9 protein-coding genes are annotated in these 13,234 nt (G+C 68.3%); 2 read left to right on the top strand and 7 right to left on the bottom strand.

Features of this window, described 5'->3' with window-relative positions; genetic code table 11:
• Window positions 1–107: 107 nt before the first annotated feature.
• The 5 genes from RIB45_RS07490 to RIB45_RS07470 all read right to left on the bottom strand — a co-directional run bounded on the left by RIB45_RS07490 (window position 108) and on the right by RIB45_RS07470 (window position 5,993).
• On the bottom strand, window positions 108–746 hold the full coding sequence (locus tag RIB45_RS07490; protein WP_350049624.1) for a glutathione S-transferase family protein: 639 nt from the start codon (window positions 744–746) through the stop codon (window positions 108–110).
• Between the two features lie 59 nt (window positions 747–805).
• A complete protein-coding gene (locus tag RIB45_RS07485) occupies window positions 806–1,339 on the bottom strand; it encodes a universal stress protein (RefSeq protein WP_350049623.1) in 534 nt (177 codons plus the stop codon).
• Between the two features lie 99 nt (window positions 1,340–1,438).
• Window positions 1,439–2,617, bottom strand: a complete 1,179-nt coding sequence (locus RIB45_RS07480; RefSeq protein WP_350049622.1) for an MFS transporter — start codon at window positions 2,615–2,617, stop codon at window positions 1,439–1,441.
• A gap of 62 nt (window positions 2,618–2,679) precedes the next feature.
• Window positions 2,680–4,626 (bottom strand): DNA mismatch repair endonuclease MutL, encoded by a 1,947-nt coding sequence (gene mutL / locus RIB45_RS07475; RefSeq protein ID WP_350049621.1) that lies wholly within the window; start codon window positions 4,624–4,626, stop codon window positions 2,680–2,682.
• Window positions 4,626–5,993: a phosphoglucose isomerase-related protein gene (locus RIB45_RS07470; protein WP_350049620.1), complete on the bottom strand. Its 1,368-nt coding sequence runs from the start codon at window positions 5,991–5,993 to the stop codon at window positions 4,626–4,628. Before RIB45_RS07470 ends, mutL begins: the two co-directional genes overlap by 1 nt.
• An 81-nt stretch (window positions 5,994–6,074) precedes the next feature.
• Between RIB45_RS07470 and RIB45_RS07465 the strand changes: the two genes are divergently transcribed.
• Together RIB45_RS07465 and leuB are read left to right on the top strand one after the other, a co-directional pair.
• On the top strand, window positions 6,075–8,780 hold the full coding sequence (locus tag RIB45_RS07465) for a mechanosensitive ion channel domain-containing protein (protein ID WP_350049619.1): 2,706 nt from the start codon (window positions 6,075–6,077) through the stop codon (window positions 8,778–8,780).
• Window positions 8,781–8,902: 122 nt separating this feature from the next.
• The gene (leuB, locus tag RIB45_RS07460; protein WP_350049618.1) at window positions 8,903–10,015 is read left to right on the top strand and encodes a 3-isopropylmalate dehydrogenase; all 1,113 of its coding nucleotides are present in this window, start codon (window positions 8,903–8,905) and stop codon (window positions 10,013–10,015) included.
• A 140-nt stretch (window positions 10,016–10,155) separates the two neighbouring features.
• On the opposite strand, the gene RIB45_RS07455 is transcribed toward leuB, so the two are convergent.
• Together RIB45_RS07455 and RIB45_RS07450 are read right to left on the bottom strand one after the other, a co-directional pair.
• Window positions 10,156–11,145: an NAD-dependent epimerase gene (locus RIB45_RS07455; protein ID WP_350049617.1), complete on the bottom strand. Its 990-nt coding sequence runs from the start codon at window positions 11,143–11,145 to the stop codon at window positions 10,156–10,158.
• Window positions 11,146–11,256: 111 nt separating this feature from the next.
• Complete coding sequence (locus RIB45_RS07450) at window positions 11,257–13,230, bottom strand: hypothetical protein (RefSeq protein WP_350049616.1); 1,974 nt, start codon at window positions 13,228–13,230, stop codon at window positions 11,257–11,259.
• Window positions 13,231–13,234 lie beyond the last annotated feature (4 nt).

Here is a 13,234-nt window from a genome sequence, read left to right as displayed (position 1 = left end):
AGCGCGCGCTTTCGCTTACTGATCGACCGGCGCCGCAGCCGTCCCCTATGGGCGGGCCCGCCGGGCGGCGCCTATATCGGCGCACGCTCGACGCGCTGCAAGAGGCGTCAGCCGAGGTCGGGCTCGGTCAGCTTGAAATTCTGATGGGCCGCCATCTTCTCCCACCAGTCGGAGACGCCGGGGACGGCCTTCAGCCGATCGGCGTCCGGCGTCAGCCCGACATAAAACAGGATCGGACCGAGATAGAAATCCGCGAGCGACGGCTCGGCGCCGGCGAGCCACGGATCGTCGCCCTTGATCCCCATCAAGGTCTTCAGGACCAATTCCGCCTGATCGGCGGCGGCGTCATGATCCGCCTGGCTCGGATTGCCCAGGAACTCCGGGAAGAGATGGAAGCCGGCCGCGCCGACCAGCGCGCCGTACCCGTAGCTGTCGATGATCCCCATCACCATGCGCATGCGCGCGCGGTCCTTCGGGTCGCTCGGACGGACACGCGTTCCGCCCTCGACGGACTCGTCGAGATACTCGGCGATGGCCGCGGTCTCCAGGAGCCGCATGCCGTCGATGTCGAGCACCGGCACCTTGCCGAACGGATGGCGGGCCAGATGCTCAGGCTGACGCGGCTCGCCTTCTAGCACGTTGACCGGCACCTGCTCGTAATCGACGCCCTTTTCCGCCAGGACGATGCGAACGGTGCGCACATAGGTGCTGCCGTCGAAGCCGTAGAGCACGGGTTTCTGGGTCATATCGGACTGTCGCTCCTGTGTCGTTCTGCACCCCCCAGCGGGACAGCTAGGGCGGAGGGTCAGGCCGCCAAGGTCAACACGCTGCAAGGCGCCCGGCTGGCGACCTTGTGGCTGGTCGAGCCCAAGAAGACGCCTTTCAGATCGCTGAACCCTCGGCTTCCCATCGCGATGGCGTCGGCCCGGACACGGTCGGCCTTCTCCAGGATCGTTGCGGCCGCATCGCCCTTCTCCACGTCGGCGCTCGTCACCTTCAGGCCGCGCGACGCCGCCTCCTTGGCGTACTTGTCGAGGATGCGGCGGCCCAGCGCCGTGCGGACGGTCAGGCCGACGTCGTGGCTGTGATCCAGCAGGGTGGGCAGCGGATAGGCTCCGTCGGCCGTGCCCTCCAGGGGGCGCAGGCGATGCAGCTCGTCCGCGTCCGCAAGATGCTCGGCCTCGGCCAGACGGCGCTCTTCTTCGCTCACCCGATCGGCGGTGGCGACGTACAGCAACGAGAGCTCGGCGCCGTACTTCTCCGCCAGATCGGCGGCGACTTTGTACGCCTTGTCGGCGGCGTCGGACCCGTCGACGGCGGTCAGAATGCGTTTGAACATGGATGCACGTCCTCCTCTCGTCCGGTGGTTCGCGCCACGCTCCGCATCACAGGTGGGCGCCGGACGCCGTCGCATCAAGCGACGGATGGGACGGGAAGGTTATTCCGCCGGCGCCTCTGCGCGGCGCTTCGGGAACCGCCGCACGACGCTCAGCGAGACGAAGAGCGCCGCCGCCAGGATCGCCGCGCCGATCACGAAGGGGCTCTGCGGCCCGAGGGCGCCGAAGGACCAGCCGGCCCAGGCGGGGCCGACGATACGCGCCAAGCTCTGCGCGCTTTGCGCAGCGCCCAGGACCGCGCCTCGCAGATGCTCGGGGGCCGTGCGGCTCAACAGCGACTGGCAGGCGGGATTGTTGAGGCCCATGCCGAGCGCAAGCAACCCCATCGGCAGGTAGATCTGCCACGGCGTCGTCACGACGATCAGCGTCAGCGACGAGGCCGTCAGGATCAACACGGCGGCGACCGTAAGCTTCGCCTCGCCCACCCGTTTCGACAGGGCGCCCACGAGCCCGCCCTGCACCACGATGGTGACCAGCCCGGCGAAGACCAGATACCAGGCCACGTCGCGCGCGCCGAGGCCGAACTGATCCGCGGCCCAGACGGCGAACACCCCCTCCAGCGCCGTGAAGACCAGCGCCACGAGAAAGTAAAGCAGCAGCAGCTGGGCGATGTTGCGGTCGCGCAGCAGCTCGAAGCGGATCGGCGGGCGCGCGCTCGCCCTCAATCGCTCGGGCTCCTTAACGGCGAAGGCCGTCACCAGCAGCGCCCCGCCCGCAAAGCCGGCGGCGAGCAGCGAGGGCAGCACGTAATCCGCGGTTCCGGATCCGTCGCCGACCGCAAGTCCGCCGAGGCCCGGCCCCACCGTGAAGCCGACGCCGAAGGCCGCGCCCAAGAGGCCCATGCCCTTGGCGCGGTTCTCCTCGTCGGTGACGTCGGAGACGTAGGCCTGGCTCGCCGCCATCCAGCCGGCGGTGACGCCGGCGAAGGCGCGGCTGGCGAACAGCTCCCAGATCTCGCTGGCGACGGCGAGCCAGAGATAGGCCAGCACCGTTGCGCCGATCGCCATCAGAAGCACCGGCCGTCGGCCCACCCGGTCGCTGATCCGGCCCCAGATCGGCGCCGAAATCAGCGCGGCCGCGGAGAAGGTCGAGAAGATCAGGGGCGCCAGATCCTTCCCCCCGCCCAAATCCGTCACATAGAAGGGGAGCACAGGCATGACGATCCCCAACGCCACGATGGCGAGGCAGGTCGCGATGCCGAGCGGCAGAATGGGGCGCACGGAGTCCATGGGGCGGGGATGTAGCGCGATGCGGGGCGCGTGTCACGGGGCGGCGGAGGAGTCTAGCGCCGCCCGAACAGCTTCTCGATGTCGGCGAGTTTGAGTTCGACGTAGGTCGGCCGGCCGTGGTTGCACTGGCCCGAGTGCGGCGTCGCCTCCATCTGGCGCAGGAGGGCGTTCATCTCGTCCGCCGTCAGGCGCCGGCCGGATCGCACCGAGCCGTGGCAGGCCATCGTGCCGCAGACCTCCTCCAGCTTTTCCTTCAGCGCGAAGGCGTCGCCCATCTCCTCCAGCTCGTCGGCGAGGTCGTTGAGCAGGCCTTGGGCGTTCACCTCCCCCAACAGCGCCGGCGTCTCGCGCACGGCGAGCGCGCCGGGTCCGAAACTCTCCACCGCGAGGCCCAGCTCGCCCAGCTCCTGCGCCCGGGCCAACACCCGCTCGGCGCGGTCCTCGCCCAGGTCGACGATTTCGGGGATCAACAGGCCCTGGCGCATCACCCCGCCGGCGTCGAGCGCCTGCTTCATGCGCTCATAGACGAGGCGCTCATGGGCTGCGTGCTGATCGACGATGACGATGCCGTCGCGGGTCTGGGCCACGACGTAGGTCTCGTGCAGCTGCGCGCGCGCCGCGCCCAGGGGGTAGGCCTCCAGCTCCGCGCCGCGGGGCGGGACTTCGCCGGTGTCGGGGTCGCCGGCCGGGGCGTCCTGCGCCCAACCGCCGCCGTCGCTGCGCGCGGCCGGCTGGAAGGCGTCGGCCCCGTCCGGCCCTTGGAACCTGTAGGCCCGCGCCGCGAGGCCGGGGTCGGGCCGAAAAGCCTCGGCCGGCGGACGGTAGGCGTAGCCGCCGGCGCCCGAGCGGTAGGGGAGCGGCGCGGGACCGACGCCCTCCGCGCCCTCCCGACGGAGCGCGCCCAGCGCCGTGTCGGAGACCGTCGTGCTGGCCCGGTGCCCGGCCTCGGCCAACGCATGGCGCAGCGCGCCGACGATCAGCCCGCGGACCAGCCCCGGCTCGCGGAAGCGCACCTCGGCCTTGGCGGGGTGGACGTTGACGTCGACCCAGCGCGGCTCGCACTCCAGGAACAGCGCCAGCATCGGATGCCGATCGCGCGCCAGAAAATCCTGATAGGCCGCGCGGACCGCGCCGATCAGCTGCTTGTCGCGCACCGGGCGGCCGTTGACGAACAGGAACTGCATCTGCGCGTTGCCGCGGTTAAGCGTCGGCAGACCCGCATGGCCGGTCAGATGCACGCCCTCCCGGACGGCGTCGATGGCCAGCGCGTTCTGCGCGAAATCGCGCCCCATGATCGCGCCGAGGCGCTCCAGGCGGCCGTCCAGCAGATCGCCCTGCGCCGCCTGGACCGACAACTTGCGCCGCCCGTCATCCTCCAGAGAGAAGGCGATTTCAGGATGCGCCATGGCGATGCGGTTCATGACGTCGACGATCGCCATCGATTCGGCGCGCGCGCTGCGCAGGAACTTCAGGCGCGCAGGCGTCGCGAAGAACAGGTCGCGCACCTCCACCCGCGTGCCGGGCGCGCCGGCCGCCGGCTCGACCGCGCGCTGGATTCCGCCGTCGACGCGAATCTGATGCGCCGTCCCCTGCCCGCCTGAGCCGCCGCGCGGGCGGCTGGTGATGGCGAGCCGGCTGACCGAGCCGATGGAGGGCAGCGCCTCGCCGCGGAAGCCGAGCGTCGTGATGTGGAACAGGTCGCCTTCCGGCAGCTTGGAGGTGGCGTGCCGGGCGACGGCGAGCTCCAGCTCGTCCGGTCCCATGCCCCGGCCGTCGTCGCTGACGGCGATCAGGGCGCGCCCGCCGTCGCGCACGCTGACCTCGATGCGCCGGGCGCCGGCGTCGAGCGCGTTCTCGACCAGCTCCTTCACCGCGCTGGCCGGACGCTCGATCACCTCGCCCGCGGCGATGCGGTTGACCAGCCCTTCCGGCAGGCGGCGGATGATCGATTGTCCGCCGGCGACGGAATCCGCCTCGCCCGCGCGCGCCGGATCGGCCATCAGCCGCCTCCCATCTCTTTGAGATAGCGGCGGGTCAGGACCTTGCCGCGCTCCACCGCCGGCTGATCGAACGGATCGACCCCCAACAGATCGGCGGCCAAGACGGTTTCCAGCATGAAATGCATCATCAGCGCGCCCATCGACGCCTCGTCGATCCGCAGCATGTCGATATGGCGCACCGGGCGGCCGCGGGCCGCCAGCGTCTGCGCAGTCGCGCGGCGCGACGCGTCCATGAGATCGCCGAGCGTACGCCCAGCCATGTAGTCGAGGTCCTCATGCGCGATCAGATCCGGGTCCAGCGCCTCGCCGATCGCCTCGTTCGGCCCGCCGAGCACGGTGAACATTTTGTCGGCCGGCCCGTCGAGCCAGAGTTGCAGCTGACTGTGCTGATCGACCGGCCCTGTGCCGTAAATCGGCGTCGTGCCCTGGCCGTTCTTGCCCAGGCTTTCGGCCCAGAGCTGACGATACCAGCGCGCCAGCGAGCCGAGCCTGTCGGAATAGGCCAGCATCACCGAGGCCCCCACGCCCCGCTCGCGCTGGAGTCCGACTGAGATCGCGGCCCCCAGCGCCGGCGCCAGCGCCGCCGGGCGCGCATGCGGCGCCAGCGCCTGGGTCAGGACGTCGTCCGCGCCGACGCGCACCGCCGCGGCGTCGAGCCCGGCGATCAACGTCGGCAGCATTCCGACGACGCTCAGCACCGAATAACGGCCGCCGACCTTCGGGTCGTGGTCCAGCACCGGCAGAGCGAAGCGCGCGCCCAACTCGCGCAGCGGCCGAGGCCCCGGCTCGGTGATCAGGGTTACGTGCTCCCCCAGCTTCGCGTCGCCGATCTGGGCGCGCATCAAGGGCAACACGGTCAAGAACTGCATCATCGTCTCGGTCGTGCCGCCGGATTTGGAGATCACGATGACGCCGGTCTCGCGGAAATCGAAGCGGCGGATCATCCGTTCGAAGACGAAGGGATCGACGTTGGTGATGATGTGGAGCGCCGGTCGGCCTCCGAGATGCTCGCTCGCCGCCATCTCATAAAGGGCGCGCCCGCCCAGGCTCGATCCGCCGGTGCCGAGCACCAGCACCTCCTTGAAACGCGCGCGATAGTCCGCGGCCCGACCGGCGATCGCCTGCAGGTCCTCGTTGCGCCGCGCCAGACCGAGGAACGGCAGCTCGCCCGCCTCGAACCGCCCTCGCAGGCGTTCGAGCGCGCCGTCCAACTCGCCCAGCAGCCGGTTCAGCGAGGCCTGCGCCAGACCGCCGGGTCCGACGGAGCGCTCAAGACAGGCGGCGACGTCCTGACGGTAATGACCGCCGGCGCAATCGAGCGGCGCGTCAAAGGCCTGGGCGGGGTGCGAGGGGGCGGGGTCAGCCATGGCGTTTTCATAGCGGATGGCTGTGATACAGTCCAACCTCGCGATCCGCCCGCCGGCCAAGTGCTTGAAAGCCCGCCGAACATGCGTCTTCGATCCGCCCTCGCGCCGTTCCTGTTGGGCCTGCTGACGCTGGCGCTTTGCGCCGTCGAGTCGCCGCGCGCCGCCGCGCAGGGCGAAAGCGAGCAGGCCTCCCAGGCCGCCAGCCAGGAATTCAGCCTGACCGTCGCGGGGTGGAGTCGCCGACTGGACCGCATCGAGCGGCTGCTGCGCGACGGCGGCGACGACCCGCAGCGGAACGCGGAGGCGCTGGACACCCTGTCCGAGGTGCGCAGCGAAGCGCAAAGCGCCAAAAGCCGCGCCGAGACGGCGTTGGAGGACGCGAACGCCCGGCTCGATTCGCTCGGCGCGCCGCCGGCCGAGGGCGAGCCGGCAGAGCCCGCCGACATCGGCGAACGCCGCAGCCAGATCAACAAGGAGATCGGGACGCTGAAGTCCCGGGTCTCCCTGGCGGATCTGGCGCTGACCCGCGTCCGATCGTTGGAGGAGCGGCTCTCCAGCAGCGAACGCCAGCGCCTGATGGAGCGTCTGACCACCCAGGGTCCGCTCCCCTACGCGCCGAGCACGCTGACCCGGGCCGTCCAGGACTTCGCCGCGTTGCTCGCCGCGATGGGCGCGACCGCCGTCGAGTGGTGGGCGAATCTGCCCGACGCCGACCGCGCGCCGGAGCGGGTCGCGCTGACGCTGCTGGGTTTCATCGCGGCCGCCTTCGCGGTCGCCTTTCTGGTGCGCCGGCTGCTGGGCCGGCGCTTCGGCGCGCGGCCGACAGACGATCCGCCGGCCTACAGCCAACGGCTGATCGCCGCGATCGCCGACGGCTTGGGCGAGGGGCTTATGCCGGCGGCGATTCTCGGCATCATCGCCGTGCGCACGGGCATGGAGGGCACGCCGCTTTACAGCGCCTTCGGCGATCTGGTCGGGCTGGGCGCGACGATGGCGATCATCTACGTGCTCGCCACCGCGCTGCCCAAAGCGGTGCTGTCCCCCGACTACCCGCAATGGCGCCTGACCCGGCTGCATCCGGAAAACGCCGCGCGCATCCTGTTGCTCATCCGAGTGATCGCGCTGCTGTTCTGCGTCGACGAGTTCCTGGTCGAAGCGACCCAGCGGATCGACCCGTTGCATGGGCTGCGCACGCCCGAACTCGACGCCGTCTGGACCTTCCTGTTCAACGCGGCGCAGGCGGCCTCCGTCTTCGCGCTGCTGCGGCCGAGCCTCTGGACCCTGGAGGACCGCCCGGCCGAGGAGGCCGGCCAGGAGGGCGAGACCGCCGCCCAACCCGACGCCTCCGCGCGCCAGGACCAAGCCGAGGCCGAGCGGGAGGCCGCGGAGGAGGACGACCCGGACACCCAGCCGGTCGATCAGCCGGCCGGCCTCGACGGAGCGGCGGCGGCCGCCCGGGCGGGCGCGGGCGCGGGCTTCTGGAAACTCTTGCGGTTCGCGCTGGCGACCTTGGCGGTGGTCGGGTTGCTGGCCCCCGTCGCCGGCTACACCGCGCTCGGCAACTACCTGCTGAACAATCTCTTGGGCACGGGGCTGGTCGTCGGCGTGCTCTACATCCTGCGCGGCCTGTTCCGGGAGCTGATCGGCCTCGGCGCCTCCAGCCGCTTCATGCGCGATACGCTCGGCGTCGAACACAAGACCCGCGCGCGGCTCAAATTCTGGGCGCGGGCGTTCATGGACCTGGTGGTGATCGCGCTGGGCGTGCTGGTCGTCGCGCCCAACTGGGGCGTCTCGCAGTTAGAGATCCTGCGCTGGCTGTCCGAGGCGTTCGAGGGCTTCTCGGTCGGCAACGTCAGGATTTCGGTGGCCGACATCTTCTTCGGTCTGGTCACCTTCGCCGTGATCCTGACGTTGACCAGCGCCACCAAGCGCGCGCTGGCCGAGCGCGTGCTGCCGGAGACCGACATCGACGAAGGCGTGCAGCATTCGGTCACGGCGGGCGTCGGCTATCTGGGGTTCGTCGTGGCGGTGGCGCTGGCGATCGCGATGATGGGCGTGGACCTGTCCAACATCGCGATCATCGCGGGCGCGCTGTCGGTCGGCATCGGCTTCGGGCTGCAAAACATCGTCAACAACTTCGTCTCCGGCCTGATCCTGCTGATCGAGCGGCCAATCAAGGCCGGCGACTGGGTCGTGGTCGGCGAGAACGAGGGCTTCGTTCGGCAGATCTCGATGCGCGCGACCGAGATCGAAACCTGGCACCGCGCGAGCGTCATCGTCCCGAATGCGGATCTGCTCTCCTCAGCGCTCAAGAACTGGACGCACAAGGACAAGTACGGACGCATCGACGTCGACGTGGGCGTCGCGCTCGACAGCGACGTAAAGCAGGTCGAGAAGGTGCTGATCCAGATCGCGCGCCGCCATCCGCGCGTGGTGCGCTGGCCGCAACCGGCGGCGCTGATCCTCGACTTCGGAAACAGTCGGATCGAATTCCAGCTGCGCGTCTTCAGCGACGACATCGTCTGGGCCTGGTTCATCGCGAGCGACCTGCGCTACGAGATCGTCCGCCGCTTCCGGGACGAAGGGATCGTGATCCCCTACGACCATCAGATCCTGCATCTGACCCGCGGCGACCCACAGACCCCGGTCGACGAGAACGGCGACCCGATTCCGCCGCCGCGCTTCACGCCCAAGGGGGCCGCGTCGCGCGGGCGCGGCGCCAAGAGCGCGGGGGGCGATCAAGGCGCGGGCGACGACCAAGCCGGAAACGGCGATCGGGGCGGATGAGCGGCGCCTGCGCGAACGGCCCTCTTTCCCGACCGGCGGGCAGCGGTTAAAACCGCCCGCGGCGGCGCGATTTCGCGCCTTCCCAATCGATAAGGCGAGCGACAGCGAGAGGAACCCCATCCATGGCGTCCAATAAGACCCTTCTGATGCTGCCCGGCGACGGGATCGGCCCCGAAGTATCGGCGGAGGTGACCAAGGTCATCGACTGGATGGACAAGCGCCGCGCCGTCTCGTTCGACATCAGGGAGGGGCTGGTCGGCGGCGCCGCCTACGACGCGCACAAGGTCGCGATCACGGACGAGACCATGGACGACGCGATGAACAGCGACGCGGTGCTGTTCGGCGCGGTCGGCGGGCCGCAGTACGACGATTTGGGCTGGGACGTGCGGCCGGAGGCGGGTCTCTTGCGCCTGCGCAAGGAAATGGACCTGTTCGCCAATCTGCGCCCGGCGGTGACCTTCGACGCGCTGCTTGAGGCCTCCACTCTGAAACCAGAGGTGATCAAGGGCCTCGACATCCTGATCGTGCGCGAACTCACCGCGGGCGTCTATTTCGGCGAGCCTCGCGGCATGCAGGAATGGAACGGCGTCGAGCGCTGCATCGACACGCAAGCCTACACCAAGGCCGAGATCGAGCGCGTGGCGGAGGTCGCCTTCGATCTGGCGCGCAAGCGCAAGTCCAAGGTGACGTCGGTCGAGAAGGCGAACGTCATGAAGACCGGCGTCTTCTGGCGTCAGACAGTGACCGCGCTGCACAAGTCGGGCGGCTATTCCGACGTCGAACTCGGCCATATGTACGCCGACAACTGCGCCATGCAGTTGGTGCGCAACCCGAACCAGTTCGACGTGATCGTCACCGCCAATCTGTTCGGCGACATGCTGTCGGACTGCGCGGCGATGCTGACCGGCTCGCTCGGCATGCTGCCGTCCGCCTCGCTCGGCGCGGTCGACGGAACCGGCCGGCGCAAGGCGCTTTACGAGCCGGTGCACGGCTCCGCCCCCGACATCGCGGGCGAGGGCAAGGCGAACCCGCTCGCCATGCTGCTCAGCTTCGCGATGGCGCTGCGCTACAGCTTCGATCTGCAGGAGGACGCCGATCTCGTCGAGCAGGCCGTGCAGGACGTCCTCGCCCAAGGCAAGCGCACCGCCGACATCATGGGAACCGGCGGCGAGGTGCTCTCCACCGCCCAGATGGGCGACGCGGTCTGCCGGGCGCTGGACGCGCTGGCGGCTTAAGCGGCGAGAGGCTCCTCGGGCGCCCCCGCGAAGGCGGGGGCCTCGCGCGACGGGCGCAGAGGCCTGAGCGTATCGAGAAGGTTCCTCGCCTGCGCGCGGTCTCCTGCTGGAGGGGGCGCCGCTGCAGAGCGGGCGAGCGCTTAAAGCCCGTGAAAGCCCCGATACCACTCGACGAACTTGGGGATCCCGACGTCGATCGGCGTGGTCGGCTTATAGCCGAAGTCGCGCTCGATCGCGCTGATGTCGGCGTAGGTCTCGCGCACGTCGCCGGGCTGCATCGGCTGAAAGTCGATCTCCGCCTTGACGCCAAGCGCGCTCTCGAGAACCTCGATCAGTCGCATCAGCGGCTCGGGCCGGTTGTTGCCGATATTGTAGACGCGGTGCGGCGCGCTGTCGCCCGGATCGCCCGGCGGGCCGTCCAGCACCGCCAGCACGCCCGCGACGATGTCGTCGACATAGGTGAAATCGCGGCGCATGTCGCCGTTGTTGAAGACCTTGATCGGCCGGCCGTTCACCATGGCGTCGGTAAACAGGTAAGCCGCCATGTCAGGGCGCCCCCAGGGACCGTAGACGGTAAAGAAGCGAAGCCCCGTCATGGGGATGCGATAGAGATGGCCGTAGCAGTGCCCCATCAACTCGTCCGCGCGCTTGGTCGCCGCGTAGAGGGAGACGGGCGTGTCCACGCGATCCTCGGTCGAAAACGGGATTTTCGTGTTGCCGCCGTAGACCGACGAGCTTGAGGCGTAGACCAGATGCTTGAGCGCGCCCGCCGCCATGAGACCCCGCGCGCCCTCCAGGATGTTGAGCTGGCCCAGCACGTTCGCCTCGATATAGGCGTGCGGGTTCTCGAGCGAATAGCGCACGCCGGCCTGGGCGGCCAGATGGACGATCCGGTCGATGTCGGAATGGGCGGCGAAGAACCCTTCCATCGCCGCCTTGTCGGCGATGTCCAGCCGCTCGAAGGCGAAGCCGGGCAGGCCCTCGATCTCGGCGAGGCGCGCTTCCTTCAAGGCGGGATCGTAATAGGCGTTCAGATTGTCGATCCCGACCACGCGCTCGCCGCGCGCCGCCAACGCTTTCACCACATAGGAGCCGATGAAGCCGGCCGCGCCGGTAACCAGGATCGTCATGAAAAGCCTCCGGACAGCGTGGGACACCGCCTTCAGCAAGGGTCATAAGGGCTGGACCGTCTCAATGCACGCGTCTTTTTCCCCCCGCCGGCGACGCGTCGCGCCGTCGCTTTATCGCCGCAACTGCTCCATCTCTCCTAGCGACCAAGTCCTGGCCTTTTGGTTGGGTCGACCGTCCAAGGTCACGTCGGCGACTTCGTCGCTCTTGAGGCTGACGAGGATCGCCTCCGCGTCTTCTTCAAGCACGATCGACGCTCCGTTGGCGTTGGATTTGTCGATCCAAAGCCCTACCTCGGCCGCCGAACTAGCCTCCTTGCCGATCTTGCGCCGGGCCGCTTTGTTTCGCTCGATAAGCGCCTTCGAGGTCAGCGTCAAGATCGACGACCCTGGATCTTCCGCCAACCCGCCCGCGCTGCGCGCCGGCCAGCGATGCGGAAGTTGCGGGCCGTCCATCAGCAGGACGAAGATCAGATGCGGGCCAAGGGCCCGCACCAGTTCGTGGCAAGGATCGGTTCTCGCCAAATCTTCGCAGATCAAGGCCGCGTAGGTGGAGGAGCGACGGAACCTATGAATAGAGACCTCGCGAATTCCGACGGCGAGGTCCTCCCACCAGAAGAGGTTCGGCGAGAACTGTTGCTCCAAGCCATAGGTTTGGATCTGGCTTGCATTCAAGCGCCACCGATGATGTTTCCCGCGCGCGCTCGTGAGCCCAAAACTGCCTTGCTTCGATCCCACATTGTCGAATTGTCTGGAAAGGACCCAGTTTCCGCGTTCGTGTCGGCAGTTGTCGCTGGACCCGGCGACAACGAACTCGAGGTCCGGATGGACTCCGACGGCGCGCCGACAGATCTCGTCGAACAGTTGAAAGTTGAGCGCATATTCCGGGAAGACGATTCCGTGGATCTTGGGTCGGCTCTTGAGAGCGACGCGGAGCAGGTCGATCACCATGCTGCAGACCGCTTCACCGTCGTTGAGCCATCCTTGCCGAATGCGGAAGCGCTTCCATCGGTTGGCCCCGTTTCCGGACGCACCGTCACCAACCTGTTCGAAGTTCTCATCGGCGATCTCGAAAGGAAACGGAATGAGAAGGACGTTGACGTCGCCGTCATCCTCATGGGCGATCACGCCGTCTTCGCTGTTGAAGATCGCCGGCGGACTGAGCCAATAGCACCGCGCCGTGCTGCGCGAACGCAGCAAGGAGAGATTTCGTGAGAAGACGCGGGTCGAGCAGCCGACGTCCGGGATCCGACCTTTGGGCTGCACGCACACAACGTCAGGGTCGGCTTGCTGACAAAGAGTCGGGCGCATGTTCTCCATCGAAACGCCCTGGCCGACAGGCGAGGAACCGCCATTCGCCGCGGCGGCGTTCGCCGACTTCACGAGCTTGCTGTCGCGTCGGAGGATCAGAGCGGGCAGCAGCCGCGAGTCGGTCCCTCCGTTGTAGGCCTCCTTGACGTTGGACGGAAAGCCGACCCCGTCCGACGCCTCGTCCGCCAGAATGAAAAGGCGCAGCGCCGGCTCCCACCAGGGCGGCGTCATCGACCGGGCAGAGTAGGCGCGGATGTTTACAGGCCAGGACCAATATCGAATGAGGTCTTGCCAGTTGTCCTGGATCAGCGATTCGTAGGCGGCGGTAGAATCTTGGCGCACGAATTGCCGGGCCGCCTCGCACACGCGCTCATGATCCTTGTTGCTCAAGGATAGACGAAGCGTGCCGGAGACTTGCGATTCGACGGGCGAGTAGCATGCGAGCGCGCCGGCGCTCTCCAGAAGATATCCGCAGGCCGCAAATAGATCCGGGACCCAGCGCGGCGGCTTTAGCCAAGGCCCGTAAGCGGTCGTCTTGATCGGCTGCGGGCGGCCCGTTCTCTGAACGATGTTCGGACCGAAAGGAAGAACGCGCCGCAGCGCGCCGCCGACGGATCCGCCCACCGAGGATTCGAAGGGAGATTGCTCAAGGTGGGAAGACATTAAGGACCAATCCGAGACTGAACCTGACCGCGTGCGGCGATTGCGAACAGAAGGCCACAGGTACGAGATAAATCTTCCAATTGCAACTAAAGGCTGGCGTTTTTCGGTCGCCATCCCT

The sequence above is a fragment of the Marivibrio sp. genome (assembly GCF_040218065.1).
Taxonomy (GTDB): Bacteria; Pseudomonadota; Alphaproteobacteria; order UBA8366; family Aestuariispiraceae; genus Marivibrio.
This window is presented reverse-complemented; position numbering and strand designations above follow the sequence as displayed.

Excerpts from the sequence above, each read along its gene's own strand:
- RIB45_RS07490 (WP_350049624.1), bottom strand. The coding sequence starts at position 746 with ATGACCCAGAAACCCGTGCTCTACGGCTTCGACGGCAGCACCTATGTG.
- RIB45_RS07485 (WP_350049623.1), bottom strand. The coding sequence starts at position 1,339 with ATGTTCAAACGCATTCTGACCGCCGTCGACGGGTCCGACGCCGCCGAC.
- RIB45_RS07465 (WP_350049619.1), top strand. The coding sequence starts at position 6,075 with ATGCGTCTTCGATCCGCCCTCGCGCCGTTCCTGTTGGGCCTGCTGACG.
- RIB45_RS07470 (WP_350049620.1), bottom strand. The coding sequence starts at position 5,993 with ATGGCTGACCCCGCCCCCTCGCACCCCGCCCAGGCCTTTGACGCGCCG.
- RIB45_RS07450 (WP_350049616.1), bottom strand. The coding sequence starts at position 13,230 with ATGGCGACCGAAAAACGCCAGCCTTTAGTTGCAATTGGAAGATTTATC.
- leuB (WP_350049618.1), top strand. The coding sequence starts at position 8,903 with ATGGCGTCCAATAAGACCCTTCTGATGCTGCCCGGCGACGGGATCGGC.
- RIB45_RS07455 (WP_350049617.1), bottom strand. The coding sequence starts at position 11,145 with ATGACGATCCTGGTTACCGGCGCGGCCGGCTTCATCGGCTCCTATGTG.
- mutL (WP_350049621.1), bottom strand. The coding sequence starts at position 4,626 with ATGGCCGATCCGGCGCGCGCGGGCGAGGCGGATTCCGTCGCCGGCGGA.